The organism is Paenibacillus sp. FSL P2-0089 (assembly GCF_038595095.1).
Taxonomy (GTDB): Bacteria; Bacillota; Bacilli; order Paenibacillales; family Paenibacillaceae; genus Paenibacillus_AQ; species Paenibacillus_AQ silagei.
This window is the reverse complement of record NZ_CP152006.1, coordinates 3,591,215-3,616,634: the sequence shown is the minus strand read 5'-3', so window position 1 is coordinate 3,616,634 and position 25,420 is coordinate 3,591,215. Positions and strand designations below refer to the sequence as shown.

Sequence of the window (25,420 nt, the reverse complement as noted above, 5' to 3'; positions counted from 1 at the left end):
CATTAAATTAATACTAGGCAGCCTGCGCCTGATCCGGCGCCTTATGCTTCATGATCGGTAACATCATAAGTGCACCCAGGAGGAACAGGAGTCCGGCTCCGCTGTAAATGGTACTAAGCGGCAAAGCGCTCTTCAGCGCACCCGAGAAAGACATAGACACCACCATCATCCCGACGAACATCGGATTCAGCACCCCGTTGACCCGGCCGACAATGGAGCTATTAGACCATCTCAGAATCATCGTACTGATCCCGATATGAATACAAGGGAACATCAGCCCGTTCAGGAACTGGATGGTCAGCGTGAGCGGAATGCTTGTCGAGAACCCGACAATGGTCGTACATACGGCACCTGCCAGCATCCCCATGGCGAGCAGCAGCTGAGGCGGAACTTTTTTGGCGAAGGCGGCCACGAGCCCTCCCCCGATCAGCATGGCTGCACCGTTGACCATAAGCATGTATTGCAGGAACTCCTTGCTTCGGCCAAGCCGCTCTGTAACGATGAACAGATTCAGTGCCTGGGCTGCGCCCACGGCAAGTCCCGCCAGTACAAACGCAAGTCCGAGCATCCGCAGCACCTGGCTCTGCCAGACATACCGGAAGCCTTCGGTGAAGTCCTTACGGAATTGCCCTTTCGCCGCAACTGTCCCGGCTTCCATATGATCCTCCGGCAGACGAATAAGCACGAGCGCCGACAGCAGAAAAGCAACGCCCATTACGGCAATGGAGATCTCAAGGCCGAAGGTGCTGTACACGAAAGTGCCTAACATCGGTCCGAGAACCATAAAGATGGCCATCAGCGATTGGAAGAGCGCCATCCCCTGCTGCAGCTGTTCCTCCGGTACATGGAACTTAAATAACCGCATACTGGAAGGCTGGGAGAACTGCGACAGAATGGCCGAGATGAAGGCGACCAGATACACGGATTCCCACGAACCGAAGTGAATGCTGAGCAGAACGGCGAACACCGATACCGCAGACAGGGAATCACACCAGATCATCGTCCGCTTCGGGCGCCACCGGTCCGCAAAGGTTCCTCCAATGAAGGAAAAAACAAAGATAGGCGCAAATTCAGCTACGCTGATCAGCGAAATAGCGTAGGGATCATTATTGGTCCGCTCCGCAACATAGAGCAGAATCGCGAAATTACGCACCCAGATCCCGATCTGCAGCAGCACGCTGGATAATAAAATCGTCTGCAGAAAGCGATTACGGAACAGGCTTGCTGAATTTGCGCTTTGGTCATGCTGATTCAATCATTTAACCCCCTATTTATCGATAAAATACGCTCAGCTTCTTAAGGCGGGCTTCTCCTTTCACTCTCTATATTATAAGGAGCGGACCGCGATCTTGAAAGCTATAAATGCAGGAACAGACGGGGTCAAGCGATCCCAAAATATTCCTTCAGTCCCGCTACGATAGCAGCCGCTACCCGGTTCTGGAAATCGTCGGAGAACAGGATGGCTTCCTCGGCGGCATTGGACAAGAAACCAACCTCCAGCAGCGTAGCGGGCATGTTGGAATATTTCAATACGATATATTTATTGTATTTAACCTTGCGGTCCGGAAAGCCGGTGGTCCCTTGCAGATGCCGATGCATGATATCGGCGAAGGCTTTACTCTCCTGGCTGTAATAATAGGTTTCGGTTCCCCGCACCTTGGGCGACCCTGTGACAGAATTTCCATGGATGGAGACGAAGGCATCGGCCTGCAGCTCATTGGCCATCTCTGCCCGCTGCTTGTTGGGCGGATAGGTATCCTCACGGCGTGTCATCACAACATTGAACGCCGGCTCCTGCAGCAGCAGGCGCTCCACCTTCAAGGCGACGCTAAGGTTGAAATCTTTCTCCAGCTTCTTCGTAATGCCGATCGTTCCCGGGTCCGCACCCCCATGGCCGGCATCAATAACAACGGTCTTCTTCCCGTTGCCCAGCTGGACCGGCTCTGCCGGAGGCAATTCGGCTGTGGCAGAGCTCAGATCGACGACCAGGAGCCGGGAGGCGGCATCCTCCTCGATGTAACTGGTATACTTCGTATCCGCAGAGAGCGCAATCACAATCCGCAAGGTGGCGGCGTCCGGTTCGAATAGCCCGTAATACAGCTTGTTGACATTGGGAACGCCGGTAACGGTCTGCTCGCCGGATTGGGTGCGGCTATCCCACGATACCGTCTGTAAGAAATCTGAGGAAAAGTTCGTTCGGGGCAGCTCCACTACAATCTGCAGCGGTTCGTTTCCGGTATGTACAGACGGCTGGACATCGCCGGTAAAAGCAAGCATCAGGCGGTCATCGCTGAAGCTGAGACTATGGACGGTGGAAGTCGCCGCGGCTGCGGCGGGCAGGGGCACCGGCTGGTCCGGGACTTCAGGGCTTGCCGGAGCAGGAGTGATGGCCGGCTGCTCCGGCGGAAGCGGGGCTGAAGTCAAGCCCACCACCTTGAGACTGTTGTCCCAGCTCACCTGGACACCCATGGCTTCGCTGATGAACCTTAGCGGAACCAGCGTGGTTCCGTTACGGTTCCGGGGAGCGGTGGCCAGCGAATGGGAGGCCCCATCGATCAGGGCTTTCTTTTGGCCGATCGTCAGCACTATACTGCCGGATTCCTTCGGGATGGTTACGGTTCCAACCTGTTGATTCCAGAGAACCCCCATTCCCATATTCTCCGCAATGATCCGCAAGGGAACCATCACACTGCCGTTGATCAATTCGACTTTGTCTTTCTTTTGCATAGGGATTGCTTGCCCGTCCAGTATTATGGTCGGACTTGTCTTCACAGCGGCACTGGCCTGCCCGTTGAGCGAGAAGCATAAGAATAGGACAGCCAACAGGAGGAACCAACTACATTTTTTCATACGTGCATCTCATCCATTTCATCTAATTTGTAGAATTGCTGATTCTTAAATTAGACTCCAATAATTGGAATAGGTTGCGAAATTGAGCATTTATAATTAGTTATATCAAGTGGAAACGGGTTTGCCATCCTTTTAAAGGACGGTACCGTTTCAGCGAGAAATAGAAGGATAATTATAGCGCGAAGCATATAAATTCTTATCTTTCTACGAAAAAACGGCACCCCGAGGGGCGCCGCACTATAGTATTCCATTCTCCCTACTGGGCTTGCTTCAATTGAACGGTCTTCATGTATTCCTTGAATTCCTCGACGATTTCTTTGTACTTCGTATGGTGCAGGTAATGGGAGCCTACCATTGGGATCAATTTACCCTGTGAAGACTGCTTCGCCTGCTCCTCATGCAGCGGAATCCACTGCTTGTTGTTCTCGTTATTGGATTGTGCGAACAGCAAGACCGGCAAATCCTGCGGGTATTTCAGCTTTGAGCCGTTTTTGAAATTGGAACCAAGGTGGCTAAGCTCATTCATCAGTGTGGAGTTATTGCCGTGTACATTGGTGATCAGTTTCATCTGCTCTTTGGTATGCTCATCATAGTCAAGCGATTTAAACGAATCTCCGCTGAGCTTCGTTAGCAGCCGCATCACACCTGAATCCTTGGCAAACTTCATGGCCTTCAGCGGCAATTTCACATCCATGCCTGGCTGATTGGGCACACTACTGTCAATTCCTACGAAGGCTTGAACTTCATCCGGATAAGCATTTACATATGATACAGCATAGAGTCCTGTAATGGAATGTCCCATCAGAATGTAACGCTTCAGACCGAGCTGCTCCACAGCCTCATGAATTTCACTGATGATATTCTCTGTCGTTCTTTCTTTATCCGTCCCATCGCTCAGGCCATAGCCGAAAGGCTCGATGGCTACGACTTTGTACGAAGGCGTCAATTGATCTATCAGCGGCTTGAAATCAAGCACAGGCGAAGCGGTTCCTTGCCCCGGCAAGAGAACTATGGTCTGTTCCCCGCTGCCTTGAATCAACACATTCATCTTTTTCCCGTCTACATTGACGTATTGCCCGTACGATTCGATCTTCTTCTTCTCTATCCCGTTACTGATGACATTAACGATAAAGGTGATGCCTATGAACAGCACGAGCACTCCGATAATGCCACCTAATATTTTCAACCATAATCTCCGTTTCTTGCGTCCCTTTTCAGGTTTATTTATTTCAGCGGTTCCTGCCATGTCCATCTTCTCCTGTCCTTCTATCTGTAGATTCGCCTTAGCGGTATATGCACAGTGTACCTGCTTAAGATGTCCTCTTCGTGACGAGAATATGAACGGAGTATGAACAGGGGGATACTTATCGCGTAATACTCATATTCAATAAGCTGACATCATCCAACTGGTTAACGGGTCTCCCATTGGCTTTGACCAGCGCTGGTGTACCTTTGTAGAGAATATGGCCGTCAGTTATGTCAGCTACCGCTGTAATTGGCATGCTGTAGTTCCTGATAACATCGCTCCCGGTTTGCAGCAGCAGATACACCCGGCCGTTCGCCGCCTGGGCCTGACTGATTTTCCCCTTGCCGAGTTGGCTCGCATGTATAGTCACTTGGGGGTGAGCCATCTTGATTGACAGGTCATAACGGTTGAGTGTCACCGCCTCCTCTGATGTGTGAAGTATAGTGAGCGTATCTCCCTCCAGGATATAATGAGTCCAAACCCACGGCGCTTGTTCTTCTTCCCTCTTGGCAGCTAACGGCAATTCGTTCACTTCTCCAGAAGCATATTGGTATTCAAAAAGTCTTTCATAGAACACAACAGAAGTGTTGTCTGTTGCCGCTGGTGTACCATCAGTCCAGATCTTGCTGCGCTCTTTCACCAGAAACAGCACCCTGCTGTTGGCAACTATCGGCTTTTCTTCGGTGATGATCTGTATTCGCAGCTCACGATCCTTTTCGGAAGATTTGCCTAAGGGCAGTTTGACACTGCGGATCGGTGAACCCGTCTGAGCATTATACACGTTGTCGATTATCTCCTGATCTTGGTTCACCTTGTTAACGTTAGTAAGTACATGAATTTCTGACCCAGCCTTCTGTACGTCTTCCACGTTGGCGTATTGTGCGGAATAGGGCTGCTCATCCGTATAATGGACTTGCTTTCGCGTGGCCAGATCCAGCACATCGATGCTCCAGCGAATCTTGCCCTCTTGCTTCAAGTTAGTTGAACCGATAGAAGCCGACTTGGCAAAAATGAGTGCGTCTTGATCCCGGTAATAGCCGCTCGTCCCCTTCTTCCCCCTCATAAATTCTGAATACTCCTCATACAGCGCATTGAACTCGGAATAAGCCAGCGCATCTGAAGGTCCTTTGTTTGTCATCCATTGATCCTTAAATGTTTGCTCAATTCTCTTGCTGCCCGATGCGGACACTTCAATAGCATAAGAGCCTTTCCCGCCCACATAGCTCCCAAGCAGATTCACAGGGGCCGCTTCGGCCGAATCCCCCTCCAGTGTCTGCAACTGATATTCCGGCAGGCGCAACTCTGCCCCATAAGCATAATAAGTTCCAAGCGAAGCCACTATTAACAGAATAAGCGCGCCCGTAATCGTGTAACGTTTCACTAGTCATTCACTCCCTAAACGGTGATCTTCTTCGAGACGAGCCTGAAGCCAAGTGTGAGTGTAAGGCTCATGACAACAATATAAAGGCACAAACGGATGACTGTTATCTCCCGGGGATAGAAATACACATACGGATGTAGGGAGAATGCGAATCCGATTACCGCCGCGCATGAAGCAACATACAAGATTGCATAGATCATACCGGCCAGATGGTAGCTTCGCTCAAGCAATATTGCCGTAAAGATCACAAAGACAGCCAGAATCCCGGTTCCGTAATAGACGGCAAACATTAATCCATCTGGCGGCAGCAAGTATTGCACAAACACCAGGTTAGAAGCGACCGCTTCGGCCAGAAGTGAGGGCATCCGATATTCGGAGGGAACCATCCAGTCGAACAACTGGCGTTCGAGCAGCAGCAGCAACAATTGGAATGAAACCATAGCAAAGACGAATATGAAGATTGCAGTGGCTTTGGCCATGTATACGTGGCGCCTTGCCGCCGGAAGGGTGAATAACCGGTAGGCAAACTTATCTCTGCCAGTCCAGTCACGGTACCAAATCCCAAAGATATACAACCCCAATACGATAATGCTGATCAAAATAGGTATCGTGAACAAGAACTGCGAATCTCCGATGATATCGGCAAATGAAAAGTTACGCGGATGATCTCCCAGGAGGGCTGCCTCTCTCCGCCCCGCAATTCTTAGCCGGGTAGTGTGCACCAGTCCGATCATTTGAATAGTAGCCGTCAGGAACATCAGGCTGAGGATAGCATACCTGAAGCGGTGAACTTCCAGATGGACAAGCTTAAGATATCGATTCAAGGGAGAAGCACCTCCTTCATGATATCAACGACAGATTTGTTCTCCTCCATTCGGACTTGTTCGCATTCAAAACTACGGGCTACAGTTCCATCACGCAGCAATACGGCTTTGTCGATCAGATGCTCGATCTCTCTCACTTCGTGTGTCGTCAGGAGTACACCGCGGTTGCCGACCAGTTCACTGGAGAACACCTCTGCGATCCTCTCCCGAATGAACAAGTCAATCCCGGCAAAGGGCTCGTCCATAATCACATAATCGGAATTCTGAGCCAAGCCGAGCACCAGATTGAACTTCGCGGCATTCCCCTTCGACAAGCGCCCCGCCCGTTCCTTGCCATCAAGATCGAAGAAACGCATAAGTTCGTCTGCCCTCTCCCTGTTCCAGCTGTTATAGAAGTCTTCCATGAACCGAAGTGCATTAGAGAGCTTCATGGAAGCTGGAATAGCCAAATGGTCCGGGATATAGGATATCTGTTCATAAGTATTCGGGCTAATCGGCTTGCCATCAATCTGAATGCTTCCCCCCTGAATCGGTGTAAGTCCCATTACCGTTTTGAGTACAGTGGATTTACCTGCTCCATTAACTCCGATCAGACAAGTGATCTGTCCCTTCTCGGCAGTGAATGTGACATCCTTAAGGACCTCCCTGATTCTGTACCGTTGGCTAACATGCATAAGTTCAATCAAGATTCTTTCCTCCTCTTCCATCATCAACGGAGTCTCCCGGGGGATTCTGGCTGATTTCCGTTTGTGCCTCGGTATATTTCTGTTGAACCACATTCAACAGCTCGTCAAGAGGAACATCGATGTTGCGAATGGAAGCCACGAAGGCCTCAACGGCTGTACCGAGCAGCTCCGCACGGATTTGCCTTAATACATCCAGTTCCAGAGTGACGCGGCTTGGGGAGTTCCCCTCTGTTATAATCAATCGCTGATCCTCCATTTCTTTATAGGCCCGCTGAGCCGTATTCGGGTTGATCTTTAACATTGCTGCCAGCTCTCTTCTGGACGGTATGGTTTGCCCGGACTGAATAACGCCGGTTACGATCTTCTCTTTGAAAAGGCGAACGACTTGAGAATAAACAGGATCACGGCTATTGAAGGAGATGCCGGACCAATCGTTGACTGTGTTCAATATTGACACCCCTTATACTTGCAAGTGTGTGTATTAAGTGGTTCATACACTACACAGTGTATTATGCAGTTAATACATCGGATTGTCAATAGTTGGTTAATATCTGAAAATAAGTGAACAGAAAAAAATCATCCTAAAGGATGAACAAGATTACCTTCGCGCGAACACAATGTATGCTGTTTTTCACATATATTCAGGTCGTATGCCTGCTTGCGAGTATAATGTATGCTGTTTTTCACATATATTCAGGTCGTATGCCTGCTTGCGAGTATAATGTATGCTGTTTTTCACATATATTCAGGCCGTGCGCCTGTTTGCGAGCACAATGTATGCTGTTTTTCACATACATTGGGTCCATATTCCACTGTAACAGCCCATTGTATTCGGTTGTAAGCATACCCTCAGCCTTCAGTCACATTCAGCATCAAAGTCCTTCTACGAATCTTTCAAAGAATTCGTATCCACAAATTTACACACACCTTTTCCACAGCAGAAGGAAACTATAGTTTCCTATACAATAAAAAAGGAGCAACCCCCTCATTGACTTTTCATCAATGAGAGGTGCTGCTCCTTTTCAATCCATCCCCACAATAGACCAGTTATGATCTACCTCCGGTATGATCGTCTGGCGCTCCCTGATGTAATGAACCAGCATGTCACGGACGCTGCAGTCCGACTCCCAGTGCTTGACGGCGCTGACCAGTCCAGAGGCTTTCAACAGGCTGCTGTATCGGTAATTGTTGACGGCAAGCTGTAGCTCGTCCGTATCGGCAAGCGGTCTGCCCCGGTAGGCCAGATGGATGATCCGCCGGCCTACCGGCTGGGAGATATCGATCTGATAATTAATCCCGGCGAACATATCGTAGAGGTAGCTCGGCACCTCGGGATCAGCGGCAATCTCCGTGTCCCCCTGCTGCCACTGCCGGAAGTGGGCAGCCGAAGCTTCCATATAAGCCCTCAGCTCCTTGCCGGTGACCCTAACGACATACAGTACATTGTCAAAAGGATAAATGCGGTAGACATCTGCATACGTCAGCGGTCCCTGCTTCAGATCCGCCTTGTCGTTGAACAGGCTTGTAGCGGCAACATCTGCTCCGCTGGCCTCCAGCATGGCACGCTGGATCAAGGTAATGACCGCCGTATCCTGCACTCGTCCCGCCGGAAGGCCGGCAGTCTCTTCAGGCTGGAAATCGGCGGCCGCATAGCCCAAAATGCCGCCCTCCCCCTCTATGGAAGAGGCACCGCCGCCATCGGCGATGAACTGTAGGGTCTCTTCATGCGCCTCGGCAACCAGACTGCGCAATTCCGTGTCCGGCTCCCAGCCGCTCATATCTACCACCGTGACCTCGCGGCTCACAACCTTAGGTGGGCCGCCGTCCAGCTCCAGTGTCAGGTCGAAGCGTACAACTTCCCGCCCCCGGTCCCGCGGTCCGCCAATAACGGTATTCCCTATACGCTGGTTCACGGTAATATGCATATGGCCGACCAGCAGCACATCTGCTTCAGGAACAAGCTCCGCAATCCGTCCGGCGGCATCCGAGCCGCTCTCTTCATCGAATTCTGCAACCATGCCTGCATGGGCGCTGATCACAATCAGGTCCGCCTTCCCTTCCGCACGGAGGGAGGCGGCAATCGCCTGCGCGGTCTCGGCCATATGTCCGAACCTTAGTCCCTCAACCTTATTTCCATCCCAGCGCGGAACGTTGGGGTTCGTCAGTCCGATGACCGCAATCCGGATGCCTTGCTGCTCAAGGATCACATACGGCTCTGCAAACGGTCTGCCTTCTGAATCCCAGACATTCGCCGCGAGCACCGGGAAGCTCAGCTCCTGCCTGATTCGCTCGATCAGGCCAAGGCCGAAGTTAAACTCATGATTGCCCAGCGTCAGCGCGGCATAGCCCATGGCATTAAGTGCCGCCGCAACCGGATGCCTCTCATCCGGCCGCTTATTGTAGACATCGTCAGTCAGCATATTCCCCTGGAAGATGTCACCGTTATCAATCAGCAAAATCTCCGTCCCGCTCTCTCTAAGTTCACGGACGTAAGCGGCTACTCTGGCGAGCCCGTCATTTACGGTATCGAGTCCGTCTTCATAACGGTAGCCCCACAGATTGCCATGAACATCCGAGGTAGCGATAATCACGATCTTGCGCAGGTTACGGCCTGCTGCCGGTTCCATCATCTCTTTTCACCCTTCTCTTTTCTCTATTTCAGAATTGCACCTGCGGTGAAGCTCTTCTCCATCTGGTCGCTGAACAGCACATAAGCGAGCAGAATCGGCAGCGTGGAGATCACCATCGCTGCGGCCAGCGGTCCCCAGCTAATACTATACTGGCCGCTGAAGTTCATCAAGCCGAGTGGCAGCGTCCGCAGCGATTCCTTTTGGATGAAGGTTGCCGCCATCAGCAGCTCATTCCACACGGCGAGGAATACGAAGATCGCAACTGAGGCAAGCGGCGGCTTCAGCAGCGGCAGCACGACCTTGAAGAAGGACTTCACCACCCCGCAGCCGTCGATGAACGCAGCCTCCTCCAGCTCCTTCGGCATGCTCCGCAGGAACGCCGACAGCATATAGACGCCAATCGGCAGATTCACAGCGATGTACGGCAGGATAATCGACAGCCGTGAGCTGAGAAGGCCGAGATTCTTCAGGATCATGAACAGCGGGATCAGCGTAGCATGAATCGGCACCATGACCCCCATGAGCAGAATGAACAGAATCAATCCGTTATATTTGAATCTCATCCGTGTCAGCGCGTAAGCCATCATCGAAGCGAACAGCAGCACGCACAAGAGGGTAATCAGCGTAACTGACACACTATTGAAAAAGTATTGATTCACCTTGGCGCTTACCCAGGCTTCTGAGAAATTGCTGAACCGCCATTCTGTAGGGAGCGCCCAGACTACTCCACCGATAATCTCCGAATTATCCTTAAATGCACTGACCACAAGCCAGTAGAGCGGGAACAACTGGAGGACGGCAATGAGGCCCATCAGTAGATAGAGGCCTGTGTTTTTAGTACTCTTCAGCATGTCCGGTCCTCCTTAATATTCAATTTTTTCACGGGTAAGCACTTTATTGAGCACCCAGGCGATGATCAGACACTCCAGCACCATGAACACAGCAAGTGCGCTGCCGTAACCGAAGTTCTGCTTCAGGAACGCTTCCTGGAACATTTTCAGGGCAATCATGGTCGTAGAATGCAGCGGTCCGCCGTTGGTCATAACATACACACTTTCAAAAGTCTTGAGCGCATAAATCACGTTCAGCACGACACAGATCCGCAGCACATCAGACAATAACGGAAGCGTGATATAACGGACGGCCTTCCAGCCGACGGCTCCGTCCAGCTTCGCGGCCTCATAGTACTGCTCCGAGATGCCCTGGATACCGGCGAACAGGATCAGCATGTTATAGCCTACATAATGCCAGGTTGTTACAATCAGAACAGACAAGAGTGCCGTCTTGGTATCTCCAAGCCAGGCCTGGGCCCAGCTGCCCAGGTGAGCAGCCTCCAGCAGCGTGTTGAGCATCCCGATGTTCGGATCGTAGATTTTGACCCACAGCAGACTGACCATCGTCGTTGACATGACCACCGGGAAAAAGTAAATATTGCGGAACCATTTACGTCCCTTCATTTTGCGGGAGACCAGCAGCGCCAGGCCGAACGAGAGCGGAAGCTGAACGAATACGCCTGTCAGCAGGAAGGCTACACTGTTCCATACCGCCTTCCAGAAGCTTTTATCTGCGGTGAACATCTTGGTGTAATTGTCCAGGCCCACGAAGGCCATAGGGTTAATCCCGTCCCACTCCTGGAAGCTGTAATACGCCGTCATGAGGATCGGCACGAAATAGAAGACCAGAAATACGGTTAAACCGGGCACTAGAAACAAAGCGATTAATTTCTTATCCGAGAGCGCTCTTTCCATCACTATCCACCTATCAGAGTGCAGAAAAGCGATGCGGTCCAAGAGACTGCATCGCCTTTCCCCTATTATATTTGTAAAACCCGTCTTACTCTGCCGAACGGAGCAATGTTTCCAGCTGTGCTGTGTATTCCTCAGGCGTCAGATTGCCGCCATAGAGCTGCTGCGTCATATCGCGGTATTCCTGACCTGTATCTGCCGACAGCAGGCCGAACCACATCGCCTGGGTTTTGGCTGTTTTGCTGATATCCGTAGCATAAGCGGAGAGCTGCTCATTCTGCGACTCCGACTTCACTTCGCTGGCGGCATAGCCCGGCAGGCCTTTGCGTACGAATTCATCATTGAGCTTGAGGGACAGCTTAATAGCGAATTCCTTGGCTTTGTCGAGATGCTTAGAGCTGTTGTTCACGAACAAGGAGTAAGGTGCCGCCGAGTTCTGGAAGCCGATCGTCGCACTGTAGACATCCTCTGCACCAGTCTTAGGGAATGCGATATATCCGAGATTATCGCCCATGGCCTTCGACAGCGCGCCGAAGTTGAAGCTGCCGTCAATCCAGATCAGAGCCTTATCGTTCTTGAACAGCTCCTGGGCATCCAGGTAAGCCGAGCCGAGGAAGCCCTTCTGGAAGGCATTGCTGCTTACCAGGGTGGCTACCTGCTTCGCTGCATCTACAAATGGAGCATCTGTAAACTTCGCATCGCCCTTAATCGCATTGTCGAAGGCGTTAACGTCCTGACGCGCTACGAGCATGTTGTACAGCAGATCGCCCTGCCATCTTTCCTTGCCGCCGAGGGCGATAGGGATGATCCCTTTACCTTCGGCCTTGGTTACAAGCGCCTGCAGATCGTCCCAGGTTGCCGGAGGCGTAGCGCCCAGATCGCTCATCAGCTTTTTGTTATAGTAGAAGACCAGGGTTGTACTGATGTTGGAAGGAACGGAATAGATATTGCCGTCTTCCTCCTTCACCAGCTGGTTGTCCAAAAATTTCGCACCAAGTCCCGTGGAATCCAGGGTATCGTTCAGCGGGGCTACCGTTTTTGATTGCAGTACAGGTGTCCGGTAGGACTTCCCGGCATGCTGCTGGAAGACATCCGGCAGCTCATTGGCAGCCAGTGCAACACTGATTTTGGTCTTGTAGGTCTCGTCCTGTATGTACTCATAGTTCAAATCCACGCCGACTTCCGCTGCGGTAGCCTCGGCAGCAGCCTGATACATCGGATCTGCATCGAACATCCATAAGGAGACAGATTCCTTGCCTTCCGCCGGTTTCGCATCCTGATTCTGAGTTGCCCCTTCGTTACCATTGGCTCCTCCGCAAGCACTAAGCACTACACTGCTGAGCGCGATGGATGCTGCAACTACCCCAAGCTTTTTTCCGAACATTTGTGTTGGACCACCTTTCAATATTTCGGGTTTTGACTTACAGGTATCATCTTAACAAGTGAACCGCCGTGCACGAATGGAGATATATTGGTTCTAACAGTAAAATTTTTAGGTATGTCAGATTACTTTACACTTAATTTACGGGGCGTTCCCATCTTTACGGCAGCTTTACACAGGGTTAACTTTAATCAGCGAAAATGTAATCAAATGAAAAAGCCCGGCTGCAAAACACCGGACTCTGAGTATAGCTGCTCTTTATGTATCCGAATAGGAACCGCTGTATACGGTATTCGGGGTCATTCCGTAACGTTTCTTGAAGCATTTGCTGAAATAGAACGGGTCTTTATAGCCCACCTGCCGGGCAATCGTCGCAATCTTGGGTGCCGGGGCTTCCTCCCCGGTGGCCCCCTGGCTGAGCAGCTTCATAGCCTCCCCAAGACGGACGTTCGTTACATATTCCACAAAAGACTCGCCGTTCTCCTTCTTGAACGCATGGCTTAAATAGCTCGGGTTCACAAACATGGCGCTGGCCGTACTCTGGAGTGACAATGTATCCTCAGCGTAATGTGCCGTCACATAGGCGATGGTCTTGCCGATTAAGGCCGTGCCGCTGCTCTGCCGTTTCTGCGCACGGGCATCGCCTGCCTGCGGCTCCTGCACATCCCCGGCTTTGATTCTGAGCCGGTTGATGTAGCGCTCTGCCTCCCACTTCTCCGTCAGCTGCGTCCGGATCGTGCGGAGGGCCTGTTCGACAGCATCCTCATCGACGGGCTTCAGCAGATAATGGTCCGCTCCAAGCGAGATGGCCTGCTGGGCATAAGAGAAATTATCGTAGCTGGTGATGAAAATTAGCCTGGCCGCCGAATTCAGCTTACGAACTTCCCCAATGAATTCAAGCCCGTTCATATTCGGCATCTCAATATCCGTAATGATGAGATCGATTGGCTGCTCCCCGATGATCTGCAATGCGGCCGTGCCGTCATCCGCTTCTGCGGCCACCTCGAACCCGGCGGCCTCCCAGTCCACCAGACGGATCAGGAGCTGCCTGAAATAATATTCGTCATCCACAATCAGGACGCGGGCTACCGGTGCTGTACTCATAGTCTGACTGTCCCCTCTTCCTGTTCGTTCGTCTGCAGAAGCAGCGGCAAGCGCAGCTTCACTTCTACGCCCTTGCCCGGCTCAGAGGTCAGAGAGATTCCGTAGACCCCGCCGAACCGCAGGCGGATGCGGTCCTGAATGTTTCGGAGTCCGAAGCTGTACCTCTCCGCACTGTCATGCCCGGACCAGATCAGCCGCTGCTGCTCTTCGCTCATGCCTTTGCCGTTGTCGCGGATGGTGAAGCAGAGCCGGCTCTGTCCTTTCGTGGTCTCCGCTTCGCAGGTAATTTCACACCAGCCTCCGTCCGCCATCCCTCTAATGCCATGGTGGATCGCATTCTCGACCAGCGGCTGAAGCAGCATGGTCGGCACCAGGCAGGACTCCAGCCCCGGCTCGATCCATATCCGGTAGTTCAGCTTAGGGAAACGGATCTGCTGAATATACAGGTAGCTCTCCAGATGCTTCTGCTCCTGGGCCACCGTAATCAGCTCCTGTCCGTTGCTAAGCGAGATCCGGTAGAACTCACCCAGTGCCTTCAGCATCTTGCTAATGTCCTTCGCCCCGGACATCACAGCCATCGCACGAATGGTATCCAGTGTATTGTACAGGAAATGCGGCTTGATCTGCGAATAGAGCAACCGCAGCTCCAGCATCCGTTTGGTCCTCTCTTCCGTCTCCACCTGGACCATCAAGCCCTGGATGCGCTCCACCATTTCATTGAAGGTAGCTCCGAGCCGCCCGACCTCGTCCTCAGAATCGGCGGCGGCGCGCCGTTCCAGATTCCCGCTGCCCACTTCGACAATCACCTCACTAAGCTGGCTGAGCGGCCGGGTCAGCCGGCGGGCGAACAGAATAGACAGAAGCACGGCCGACAGGATGCTGATCAGGCCAAACCCGGCCAGCAGCAGAGCGATTTTCCAGTACCCGTAGGTTAGCTCTGATATCGTCACCAGCTGGACTACCTTCCAGTCATAGGGAGCAAGACTCTGCATGGATACTAAATAACGGTCTCCGGCGACCTCCTGGGTCCGGGTCCCTTGAGAGACTGACTTGACCCAATCCGTGAGGGATGCCTCCGGGACCGGCTGATTCACCCTTGAGGCTTCATTCGCAGAGATGATTCTTCCGTTCCGGTTAATGACCAGTGTAGCGCTCTCCGGGCTCTGTTCATTATGATAGAGGCGGGCAAGTGTCCGCTCGTCAATGTTGACATAGATATAGCCTAGCGGGGTCCCACTCTCCATGCTTTTAATGACTCTGCCCACACTGATCATATTCTTATGCTTCATCCCGGACAGAAAGTGAGGCGTAAGCGAATCCGCCCAGACCGCCCCGCCTCTGGCTGCATCGATCTCCGCTTTGGGATAGATTCCCAGACTCTCCCGGGTCACGCCAGTCAGATTGGAGGTGTAATAGAGATTGCCGCTCAAGGATTCTATAATTACGGAATCAATATTCGGCTCGGTTACTAGCATCGCTGCAAGTGTATTGTAGATCGACTTCAGTGCAGCAACATCATTGCCGGCACCGGCATCGCTGCTGAGCAGCTTCTGGGTGTCCTGATTGATCAGCACGAACTTGGTGAAATTCTGGACCGACTGGAACACCGTCTCCATCGACTGTTTGACTAGCCTCACTTCCTGCTGTGAGCTTGCCGTGGTTCTCTCCAGGGTCTGATTGAAGACAATCCGCTGAATGCTGACCATGAAAATCACCAGTGCCAGCAGGACAATCAGGAGGTTGCTTAGCAGAATCTTCCGCCGCAGCGGCATACTTCCGCTGAATAGAAAGGGCATATACGCCCTTAACCTCTTCGAGAGGGATGGATATGGCATGAACCGCTTCATCGTTCCCTCCGTTACATGTATGGTTGTACATGTATTATACACAAATTACAACAACAGAAAAGCAGCGGCTCTCCATAACTTAGAGAAAACGCTGCTTGTAGGGATTGGGCTTAATCAGACTTCTAAGGTATCATTCACAATCTCATTCAGCTTCTTCAGCTCGCTGGCCATCGGTGTAATCACTGACCGGACCTTATGGGCCAGCGGCTTGCCGAGAATATACTTGCTGAAGTTCTCCAGTGTACCCGACGGGCTCAGATCGAGCAGCAACCGCGGCCCGCCGGCACTCAGACCCTCCAGGGCTGTGCGGAAATTCATCGGCTTCCTCACCACATCCCACAGGAAGGATTCATCCACCGTCTGCACCTTCCCCCCGGTCATGGCCGATACCAGTGTCACTCCCGGAGCAGGCGTCTTGTAATCGATCTTTTGCATATATGTACGATAAGGCTTCTCCAGTTCATCGATGAATGAGGAATGGAAGGCGTAGTTCACAGGCAGCTTCAGACTGGCCACACCCTGTGCTCTGAGGAACTGCTGGATTTCGCCGGTATGCCCGCTTCTGCAGGCGATGGTGAAGTGCTTGTCGAAATTCACTGCGATCAGCTCGGAGCGGGTGTTCAGCTCGGCGTTCCGGTGATAGAGCTGCACATGATCCAGAACAGCAATCATCGCACCGTTGTCGCAGGTATCCTCTAGCAGCCGTACTTGCGTCACGATCAGCTCCAGCACCTGTTCAGGCGTCAGTACTTTAGCCACCGCCAGCGCCACATACTCCCCGAGACTTACTCCCAGCGTGTAGCGTGGGGTGATTCCCTCAGCTTCCAGAGTCTCCGCCAGCGCGTATTGCACCATGAAGATTGCAGGATGGGAAAAGACAATATTTTCGAAGCTGGCGCCCTTACCTCGTGAGTTCTGATACAGCTCTTCAATCACGCTCTTGCCGGTCAGCTGATGAACAATCCGGTCCAGGCGTTCCATCGATTGCCGGAATACCGGCTGCTTCCCGAACAATTCAAGCCCCATTTTATTATATTGCGAGCCTTGCCCGGAGAACATAAATACGATTTCGCTGTGCATTTCCGTCCCCCCTGATTGTAGAGCGGCTTATTTGAAATCAAGCAGTCTGGCATTATTCTTACGGTTCCTGAATTTCACAAAATGATTGATATCATCAATCTGGAAATACAGATTATTTTTGTAGAGATAGCTCATCTCTTTGCCTGGCGGATCGCCGAAGGAATGTCCCGGGTATACCCGCGTGCTGGGAGGAATCAGCCGGATGAGCCGGTGGATGCTATTGAACATATCCTCAGCCGAGCCTCCGCTACTGTCGCATAAGCCGCAGCCTTCAATAAATACCGTATCCCCGGAGAACAGATGGTCCTGCCCCCAGTAACAGACACTTCCCTGCGTATGGCCGGGCGTCACAAGACAGGTAATCCGTGAATCACCGATACGAATGAGGTCCATGTCCTCGACGGTTCGGAGCCGGTTGCAGCGGTATTTATAGTAATCTGCCTCGGTTTTGGAGATGTAGACAGTAGGACGATAGAGCAGTTCAAGCTTCTTCACCATATTGGTATGATCAAAATGAGAGTGGGTCAGCAGAACAGCCGTGACTGTGGCCTCATGCGAATCCAGAATACGGATCATCTGCGATACATCCCAGGATGGATCAACTACAAAAGCTTTGCGGGAAGTCTTGTCAATACCGAGATATGCGTAGTTCAGGAAATTCATGCAATGCGTTTTAATCGTAAACAGATCATAGGTTGCTTCCATGCCCGCCTCCTTGAAGATTTGATAGATCTAATTTCCATTATTTATAGGATGAATCTACTAAATTATCATCTACTTTTTCACGAACTGTCAATGAATGTTATTGCTTCCATAGCAAAAAGCCTGCAACCTAGCATTGCAGACTTTCCACATAAAAACGTATATTTCTTTTTTGTTGCAAATCATGCCGAATGATTGTTGCCTATAAATTCTCCCCGTGGCTGGCGATACATTCCTTGTACCAGTGGAACGAATCTTTTTTGACCCTTCTTAAGGTGCCTTTGCCATCATTGTCTTTATCAACGTAGATCAGGCCGTATCTCTTCTTCATTTCTCCTGTTCCTGCACTGACAAGATCAATGCAACCCCAAGGGGTATAGCCCATCACTTCTACCCCATCTTCCAGGATGGCTTTTTTCATCTCTTCCACATGCCGTCTAAGATAGTCAATTCGATAAGGATCATGCACTTTATCATCCTGCTCCAGTGTATCTACGGCACCAAGACCATTCTCTACGATGAAAAGTGGAATTTGGTACTTGTCATACAGCCAGTTGAGCGTAATTCTGAGTCCGACCGGATCAATCTGCCAACCCCATTCACTGGCCGGCAGGAGCGGATTCTTGTATCCGCTGATCTCATTCCCCTCGCTCTTATCCTGGTCTGTGGGATTAGCCATAACAACAGAGCTGGAATAATAGCTGAAGCCGATATAGTCTACCGTTCCCTCGGTTAGAATTCTTGCGTCCTCAGGCGCTGTCTGGATCTCCAGGTCGTGCTGCTTCAGAAAGGCATAGTACGCGGCCGGGTACTTCCCTCTGACATGAACATCGAGCAGAAAGTAGGCTTGTTGAAGTTTTTTGACATGGGCCAGCACATCATTAGGATCACAGGTTGCTGCATAAGACGTTGGATGAAGGAACATTCCGCCGATGACAAATTCGGGATTGATCTCTTTACCCAGCTTGACAGCCCTTGCACTGGCTACCAGCATATAATGTGCTGCCTGATACATCGTTTGCAGCTTGTTCTCCCCTTCAGCCCACTTAATACCTCCAGGCTTCCAGGGCTTCCGTACAATCATATTGATTTCATTAAAAGTCATCCAATACTTGACCTTGGTCCGGTATCTGGTATAGATGGCTTCGCAGTAGTTCAGGTAGAAATCAATCAATTTGCGGTTGCGCCATCCTCCGTATTCTGTCACCAGATGATAAGGCATCTCGAAGTGCGAGATTGTGACCACGAGCTGAATTCCGTAGGCCAGGCAAGTATCGAACAGGTCATCATAGAATTGCAGCCCTTCCTCATTCGGCTCTACTTCATCCCCGTTGGGGAAGATCCGGGTCCAAGCGATACTGGTTCTGAAGCATTTGAACCCCATCTCATGAAACAGCTTGATATCTTCCTTGTAGCGGGCATACAAATCACTTGCCTCATGGCTGGGATAATACACATTCTCTTCAATTCCATCGGTGATTCTCCGCTCTACACCATGCGCAGCAGCTGTCATCACATCTGCAACACTGACACCCTTGCCGCGCCGGTTCCAGCCCCCTTCAACCTGATTGGCTGCTACAGCGCCTCCCCACAGGAAGTCTTCTGCTAACTTGCTCATGATGTCTCCTCCTTCAGACTTGTATACGCAGCAGGTGCTCAGTCGGGGCCACACGACCGGCAGCAACCTGTTCTACACCTTGATAATCAAAAGTATTAGAGATAATAACGGGAACGACAGTATCATATCCGGCTGCCCTGATCGCTTCAACATCATATTCCAGCAGCACATCACCTTGCCGGATAATCTGATCCTGCTGCACATGTGCAGTAAAGTGCTTGCCTTTCAGCTTGACCGTATTGATTCCGACATGCACCAGCATCTCAACACCTTCATCGGACATCAGACCAATCGCATGACGGGTTGGAAATAAGGATACAACCTTTCCGTTAAACGGGGCATATACCTTTCCATCCACGGATTCAATGGCTGCCCCGCTGCCCAGAGCAAAGATCGGATCATCAATTGCTGTGATATCTTTGATTGTTCCATTAATAGGGGAGCAGATCATAAGGGGGCCTGCCGGACGGGCAGCTTCGCTGGTCCCAGGGCTAACCGGTGTAGCAGGAGCATCTCCGGAAGCAGCATTAGCGGTTGCCGGAATATCCTCTTCAATGCCCCAGATCAGCACAGCCCCCATAGCAAGAATAATACTGATTGCAATACCAATAATGATGTGAATATAGCTGTCCGCGATATACGTTGGCAATGCCAGGATGCCCGGCAAGATTAAGGCTGTAGCACCGCCGCCCCAGAAGTTAATATAAGCAGCTCCAATACCACCGGCTAACATGGCACAGATAAATGGTCTTTTGTACTTCAAATTGAATCCGAAGATCGCCGGCTCTGTGATCCCGAATAATGCGGTTACACCGCTGGATAATGCACTTGACTTGCTGGCTTTATGCTTCAATAAGAAGAATACGCCCAGACAAGCTCCGGCCTGAGCCAGATTCCCTGTCAGGTTCGCCGGTGAAATTACGGAATAGCCGTATTCTGCAATCAGCTGGCTGTTGATGGGTGTAATCGCATAGTGCATGCCGAAGATAATCAGAATCGGTCTGAAGGTTCCGAACAGGAAGGAGCCGATGACACCATTCACCGTATACAGATATGTGACAACCGCGGCTACACCCTTGCCGATGTAGGTTCCAAGCGGCCCAATGGCGATCAGTCCCAGTGGAACCATGATGAATAGCACAAGCATCGGAACGAACAGGATTTTGAACATATCCGGGATGCGTTTGTCCACGAAGCGGTACACATAGCTCATGACCCATACGGAGAGAATGATCGGAATAATGGTGGATTTATAATTGACCAGCAGTAACGGTAGCCCAAAAAAGCTTATGCTGGTAATACCTGTCTCCGCTGCTTTGGCCGCCCCCTCCATAATGGTAGGGTACATGTACGCCCCAGCGAGGGCGACTGCCAGATACTCGTTTGTTTTGAATTTCTTGGCTGCACTAACCGCTAGGAAGAAGGGGAAGAAATAGAAGATCAGATCACTAATCAGATTAAAGGTTACATACGCGCCGCTTGTTGTCTCCAAGAGCTTCATGGTAGTCAGAATGGCCAGTACAGACTTGACCATGCCGCATCCGATCAATACAGGGATTACAGGTCCGAATATACCTGCAATCGTCTCTACAACCCGTGATATCACATTCTTTTTCTGCTTCACACTTTTGACTTCGATATCTGAATTCTCCAGATCGAGTCGTTCACTTACTGCATCGAATACAATTTTGACTTTTGCACCAATTATGATCTGCAGCTGTCCGCTGTTGAACTGGGCTCTGAGCACACCTTCCAACCGATCAAGCGCTTTCAAATTGACCAGAGATTCATCTTTTACATTGAATCTCAATCTTGTTGCACAATGGGTGGCATACGTAATATTATCCTGACCTATGTTGGCAATAATCTCTTTTGCCAAATCCTCTGTTTTCATAAGTTCCCCCGCCTTCTTAGCTGTCTCTACTTGCCCCCGGCCATATCGTATAACATCTTCTCACGCAGAGCTGAAGTATCCTTGCCGAAGATTTCCGCAATCTTATAGGCGAACGGATATGGCGTTGCCGGACCCTGGCTCGTAACAAGATTCTGATCCGCTACAACGACCTGGTCTTTGAAAATACCGCCAATCAGCTTTTCCGCATAGCCCACATATCCCGTTACCTCTTTGCCTTCAATAACTTTAGCATCGGATAAGACGACGGTTCCCGAGCACATTGCAGCGATGTATTTATTGTTCTGGTTGAAGTATTGCACCATTGCAATAACGTCCGGATTCTCTTTCAGATTCTGTCCCCCTGGACGGCCGCCCGGCAGTACAACCATGTCGTACGCTTTAACTTCTTCGCCAAAAGGCTTGTCACCCTCCACATAAATGCCGTGCATGCCCTTAACCAGCTTGTCGCCGAAATAGAATGTATCACAGGTCAGTCCGGCTCTTCTCAAGATATCTACAATGGTTAATGTTTCGCCTTCTTCGTAACCTTCCGCCATCAGTACTGCTATTTTACTCATGATGTGTATTCCTCCTATTCAGCATCAAATGCGTTGAAATATACCATTCGGTTCTTGACAGCCCTACTATCTCCACCTAATGCATCCACCAATGCGTAAGCGAACGCATAAGAGGTTGCCGGTCCCCGGCTTGTAATGAGATTGCCGTCAATGACAACAACATCTTCCTTAAAGGAGCCGCTCGTTTCGAACTTGTCCTCATAACCGACATAAGCGGTGAAGTTCTTATTCTCCAGCACCCCTGCTCTGCCTAATGCAAGAGGAGCTGCACACATCGCTCCTACAAATTTCCCCGCTTCATTCATCTCTTGGAGCAGTCTGATGACCCGGTCGTCATCGCGAAGATTAGCCGCTCCCGGCATGCCTCCGGGCAGTACGATCATGTCGTAGCTTTTAACATCATCACCAATAATTGCATCTGCTTTGACTACAATGTCGTGACTGCCGCGAACGAGTTCATCTGCTGTACTGAACATGTGACACTCGATCTGTGCCCGTCTCAAAATATCCACAATGGTCAGTGTTTCACTCTCTTCAAATCCTTCTGCCAGTATAACTGCAACTTTGCTCACGTTCATACCCTCCTGTTATTTCAATTTCCTGCAGGACAACAGTCGCCTGCTTACGCTTACAACGCTAATGTAGCCGCGGTTACATTCATAATTTAGCATGAACATACGCAACTCGAAAGCACATATATACTGCTTGTATGTAACTATTAGCTGCAGTAAGATGGTACAGTTACTATCACAATTACCGTCAAAATCTCGAATGGATCTAATCAGGAGGTACTCATGCTCAATAACTATAAATACTTTCTAGTTCTGGCCGAAGAGCTGAACATTTCAAATGCAGCCAAACGTCTATATATTTCCCACCAATCTTTAAGCAAATACTTAAAAGGGCTGGAAGAGAAGCATGGTGTTGCTTTTTTTGAGAGGAAGCCCAAAATAACCTTAACCTCCGCCGGGAAAATCATGCAGAACACCTTGCGTCAGATTGAGCTTCTGGATCAAAATATGGAGAATCAGCTCATAGACCTTAAGGAAGATAAATCGGGTACCATCCACTTCGGGATCACTGAAGGGCGCTATCCCATTATTGTTCCAAAGCTGTTAAAGGAGTTCTACGATCTTCACCCCAAGGTCGAGTTGATTATTCATCGAAGGACTTCACCGCAGATGCAGGAGATGGTACTGAACAATTCGCTGGATCTGTTTCTGTCTGGTGTTGATAATATTGTTACTCCACTTGTGAAGTACGAGACGATTCTCCATGAGCAGATGTATATTGTGATCTCGGACAATTTGCTGAAGCAGTATTTTCCGGATCAATATCCGGGATGTATCAATACGTTTGCCGATGGTGCCGACCTCAGACTGTTCCAGCATGTGCCGTTTGTGCTGAACAAGAAAAACTTCAATTCCCGTATTCTGCTTGACAAGCATCTGTCTGAACGCGGAATCTCGCTGAACTGCATTAATGAACTGACTCAGCCTGATATCCATCATCTGTTGTGTGCCGAAGACTATGCAGCCAGCTTCTGTCTCACAATGTATCTCAGGGGAATCGATGGGCTTAATGAGTCCGGTAATACGAACTCCCATCTTCATGTGTTTCCGATTTCGGACTTTGCTTACTTTAACCCGCTGGCGCTAATTTATCATAGAAATAAAATTTTCCCGTCCTATACGGAAGATTTGAAAAAAATAGTAAAACGCTACTGTAGCCCTGCATCTTATCTCCAGCAGTCTTAAGCATGCTTGATTTGCTCCTATGCATCCAAAAGTTGAGTAAGTGCAGTTAACTTGTGCTTGAGTTAAGCAATAACGCAACCTTATATTTTGTTGTGTAAACTTCTGCAGGTTGAAGTCAAAATAATGAGGTGAAGGTTGTGAGTTACATGATTGTTGAACTGGCAGATTATGTGGCCCGTCTCCGGTATGAGGATCTATCCGAAAGGGCTATAGAGGTTGGTAAACAGGTGATCCTGGATGCCTACGGGAATCTGGTGTTCGGCCGTTACTCTGAAACAAGTGAGCGCATTATGGAGTATGCGCAGATGGCAGATAGCTTGAATACAAGTGAAGCTCCGGTATCGCTGATCGGTGAGGAGGAGATCCATACCAGTTCAGATACAGCGGTGTTCGTACATACGATGCTGGCACGTTGCGCAGATCTGGATGATGGATACCGCCACGCCATGGGGCATCCTGGCTCTGTGCTGGTCCCCCTCCTGCTTAGTATGGCAGAGCTGCACTGCAAGGACGGCAAACAGATGATTACGGCAATTGTGGCAGCATATGATGTGTACGCCAGATTAGGCGAGGCGATTAATCCCTTTATGTACCGGGAACGGGGCTTTGATGCTACCGGGGTATGCGGGGCGGTCGCGGCTGCTGCTTTGGTAAGCAAATTAACGGATGCGGATACTTCCCGGACCAAGGATGCTATGGGAATTGCTTCGCTCTTCACAGGGGGATTAATAGAATATCAGAACGACGGGACTTCCGGCAAAATTCTGTGCAGCGGCTGGGCTGCTCTAACAGGGATGAGGGCTGTAAGACTGGCGGCCTGCGGATTTACCGGCCCGGATGCTGCGCTTGAAGGGAAATATGGGTTTTTCCAGGCGTTCAAGGGTACCAGCGGTCATTGTAATACGAGTCAGGTGCTTGAGGGATTGGGCCAGAACTTCAAAATAACCAGTATCTATTTCAAACGTCATGCCTGCCAGCGCGGGCTTCATGCCACACTGGATGCCATGCTGGAAATGCGGGATAAGTATGATCTCACACCTTCGAAGATAAAATCCGTCGATGTGAGAACGTCTTCCTTCGTCTATCGTCTAAATAACCCCAAACCCAAGACAGCCATAGGAGCTCAGGCCAGCACACAGTTTACTTCAGCCGTAGCACTCAAGTATGGCCGTATGGATTCAGAGGCTTTAATTTTCAGAAGCTTTGAAGATCCTGAGATTCATGAATTGGTTCAAAAAATAACAGTCACCCAGGATGAGGAAGTGCAGCAGTACTTGCATGAGAACCCGACGCATTTTTGTGCTGCACGTGTTGTGTTGACATTACATGACGGCAGTACATACGAGAAGTGGATGCCTGTTCCGCTTGGCGATACAGAAACCCCGTTCGGCTGGGAGATGCTTGAACACAAATTCAGTCAATTGATTGCAGGCACGCCGTGTGAGAGAAACGGACAGGACAGAATCAGACTGATCAAAAATCTTGAGAACACGAGCAATGCCGATATGCTCCTTCGGATCTGAATGACTTAGTGGCTTCTATTAGCTGGTCCTCAAGCAGGATAACCGCCCCCTGGCGGTGGCCACGCACCCTGCAGACGGCGGAGCAGAACAATCTCCCCCAGGTGGTAGGAGTTATGGGAGGCGATATTGCGCAGAAGTCCGCCCTTGGTCTCCCCGGGAAAATGGGCCAATGGCTCGTCAAGCTTGGCGCTCTGAGCGATAGCAACCGCCTTATCGACACCTTGCAGCAGATGTGTGATGGCCTCCTGAAGCTGGGCTTCCTCTGCCGGGGCCTTCTCCGCAGGCCAGCTCTCCTGTACGCTTGTAGGCCGCTGAGGCTGGCCGCCCTCCAGGTGGGTCAGCATGAAATCCTGCCAGAAGTCCATATGCTTCACCAGCTGATAGATGGAGTAAGGAATTCCTTCTATTGTATAACCTGCAAGCTCCAGTGTCAGATCCGGCAAGGCCCGGGCGATCGGAATATGTCCGCGCTCCCCTACCAAAGATTTCACCAGCGCTTGACCAAAAGCTTGGTTGGATTCGGACATCAGTATGATCCTCCTATTGATTGTGCGAAATATAATTTACCGAAATT

22 protein-coding genes are annotated in these 25,420 nt (G+C 50.6%); 2 read left to right on the top strand and 20 right to left on the bottom strand.

Translation table 11 applies throughout. The features are described from left to right. Window positions 1-13: 13 nt before the first annotated feature. From NST69_RS14905 to NST69_RS14815, 19 genes are all read right to left on the bottom strand, one after another. The gene (locus NST69_RS14905) at window positions 14-1,255 is read right to left on the bottom strand and encodes an MFS transporter (RefSeq protein ID WP_209870908.1); all 1,242 of its coding nucleotides are present in this window, start codon (window positions 1,253-1,255) and stop codon (window positions 14-16) included. Between the two features lie 125 nt (window positions 1,256-1,380). Next, window positions 1,381-2,850 carry an N-acetylmuramoyl-L-alanine amidase gene (locus NST69_RS14900; RefSeq protein WP_342549880.1) on the bottom strand — a complete coding sequence of 490 codons (1,470 nt, stop codon included), beginning with the start codon at window positions 2,848-2,850 and terminating at the stop codon, window positions 1,381-1,383. 256 nt (window positions 2,851-3,106) lie between these two features. After that, window positions 3,107-4,096, bottom strand: a complete 990-nt coding sequence (locus NST69_RS14895; protein ID WP_342549879.1) for an alpha/beta hydrolase — start codon at window positions 4,094-4,096, stop codon at window positions 3,107-3,109. Window positions 4,097-4,214: 118 nt separating this feature from the next. Continuing rightward, window positions 4,215-5,477 carry a hypothetical protein gene (locus NST69_RS14890; RefSeq protein WP_342549878.1) on the bottom strand — a complete coding sequence of 421 codons (1,263 nt, stop codon included), beginning with the start codon at window positions 5,475-5,477 and terminating at the stop codon, window positions 4,215-4,217. A gap of 14 nt (window positions 5,478-5,491) precedes the next feature. Next, on the bottom strand, window positions 5,492-6,301 hold the full coding sequence (locus NST69_RS14885) for a hypothetical protein (RefSeq protein WP_339314310.1): 810 nt from the start codon (window positions 6,299-6,301) through the stop codon (window positions 5,492-5,494). Then, window positions 6,298-6,987, bottom strand: a complete 690-nt coding sequence (locus NST69_RS14880) for an ABC transporter ATP-binding protein (protein WP_342549876.1) — start codon at window positions 6,985-6,987, stop codon at window positions 6,298-6,300. Before NST69_RS14880 ends, NST69_RS14885 begins: the two co-directional genes overlap by 4 nt. After that, complete coding sequence (locus tag NST69_RS14875; RefSeq protein WP_339314306.1) at window positions 6,980-7,435, bottom strand: GntR family transcriptional regulator; 456 nt, start codon at window positions 7,433-7,435, stop codon at window positions 6,980-6,982. Before NST69_RS14875 ends, NST69_RS14880 begins: the two co-directional genes overlap by 8 nt. Before the next feature lie 574 nt (window positions 7,436-8,009). Further along, window positions 8,010-9,617, bottom strand: coding sequence for a 5'-nucleotidase C-terminal domain-containing protein (locus NST69_RS14870; protein ID WP_342549875.1), 1,608 nt, complete (start codon window positions 9,615-9,617; stop codon window positions 8,010-8,012). Window positions 9,618-9,640: 23 nt separating this feature from the next. Then, the gene (locus NST69_RS14865) at window positions 9,641-10,468 is read right to left on the bottom strand and encodes a carbohydrate ABC transporter permease (protein ID WP_036726921.1); all 828 of its coding nucleotides are present in this window, start codon (window positions 10,466-10,468) and stop codon (window positions 9,641-9,643) included. A 12-nt stretch (window positions 10,469-10,480) separates the two neighbouring features. Further along, window positions 10,481-11,365: a sugar ABC transporter permease gene (locus tag NST69_RS14860; protein WP_036690801.1), complete on the bottom strand. Its 885-nt coding sequence runs from the start codon at window positions 11,363-11,365 to the stop codon at window positions 10,481-10,483. 85 nt (window positions 11,366-11,450) lie between these two features. Continuing rightward, window positions 11,451-12,746: an extracellular solute-binding protein gene (locus NST69_RS14855; protein WP_342549874.1), complete on the bottom strand. Its 1,296-nt coding sequence runs from the start codon at window positions 12,744-12,746 to the stop codon at window positions 11,451-11,453. Window positions 12,747-13,001: 255 nt separating this feature from the next. Further along, window positions 13,002-13,847 carry a response regulator gene (locus NST69_RS14850; RefSeq protein ID WP_342549873.1) on the bottom strand — a complete coding sequence of 282 codons (846 nt, stop codon included), beginning with the start codon at window positions 13,845-13,847 and terminating at the stop codon, window positions 13,002-13,004. Next, window positions 13,844-15,643 carry a sensor histidine kinase gene (locus NST69_RS14845; protein ID WP_342549872.1) on the bottom strand — a complete coding sequence of 600 codons (1,800 nt, stop codon included), beginning with the start codon at window positions 15,641-15,643 and terminating at the stop codon, window positions 13,844-13,846. Before NST69_RS14845 ends, NST69_RS14850 begins: the two co-directional genes overlap by 4 nt. Window positions 15,644-15,808: 165 nt before the next feature. Beyond that, complete coding sequence (locus NST69_RS14840; RefSeq protein WP_342549871.1) at window positions 15,809-16,774, bottom strand: acyltransferase domain-containing protein; 966 nt, start codon at window positions 16,772-16,774, stop codon at window positions 15,809-15,811. Window positions 16,775-16,801: 27 nt separating this feature from the next. Further along, entirely contained in the window at window positions 16,802-17,479 is a 678-nt protein-coding gene (locus NST69_RS14835) for an MBL fold metallo-hydrolase (RefSeq protein ID WP_036726939.1), read from the bottom strand. A gap of 199 nt (window positions 17,480-17,678) precedes the next feature. Next, window positions 17,679-19,094, bottom strand: coding sequence for a 6-phospho-beta-glucosidase (locus NST69_RS14830; RefSeq protein ID WP_342549870.1), 1,416 nt, complete (start codon window positions 19,092-19,094; stop codon window positions 17,679-17,681). 13 nt (window positions 19,095-19,107) lie between these two features. After that, entirely contained in the window at window positions 19,108-20,988 is a 1,881-nt protein-coding gene (locus NST69_RS14825; RefSeq protein ID WP_342549869.1) for a glucose PTS transporter subunit IIA, read from the bottom strand. A 26-nt stretch (window positions 20,989-21,014) separates the two neighbouring features. Continuing rightward, on the bottom strand, window positions 21,015-21,566 hold the full coding sequence (locus NST69_RS14820) for a DJ-1 family glyoxalase III (RefSeq protein ID WP_342549868.1): 552 nt from the start codon (window positions 21,564-21,566) through the stop codon (window positions 21,015-21,017). A 14-nt stretch (window positions 21,567-21,580) separates the two neighbouring features. Further along, window positions 21,581-22,138: a DJ-1 family glyoxalase III gene (locus tag NST69_RS14815; RefSeq protein WP_342549867.1), complete on the bottom strand. Its 558-nt coding sequence runs from the start codon at window positions 22,136-22,138 to the stop codon at window positions 21,581-21,583. 222 nt (window positions 22,139-22,360) lie between these two features. On the opposite strand from NST69_RS14815, the gene NST69_RS14810 reads away from it, so the two are divergent. Together NST69_RS14810 and NST69_RS14805 are read left to right on the top strand one after the other, a co-directional pair. Beyond that, window positions 22,361-23,323, top strand: a complete 963-nt coding sequence (locus NST69_RS14810; protein WP_342549866.1) for a LysR family transcriptional regulator — start codon at window positions 22,361-22,363, stop codon at window positions 23,321-23,323. A gap of 146 nt (window positions 23,324-23,469) precedes the next feature. Then, window positions 23,470-24,846: an MmgE/PrpD family protein gene (locus tag NST69_RS14805; protein WP_342550179.1), complete on the top strand. Its 1,377-nt coding sequence runs from the start codon at window positions 23,470-23,472 to the stop codon at window positions 24,844-24,846. Window positions 24,847-24,875: 29 nt separating this feature from the next. On the opposite strand, the gene NST69_RS14800 is transcribed toward NST69_RS14805, so the two are convergent. Beyond that, complete coding sequence (locus NST69_RS14800) at window positions 24,876-25,373, bottom strand: DinB family protein (protein WP_342549865.1); 498 nt, start codon at window positions 25,371-25,373, stop codon at window positions 24,876-24,878. Window positions 25,374-25,420 lie beyond the last annotated feature (47 nt).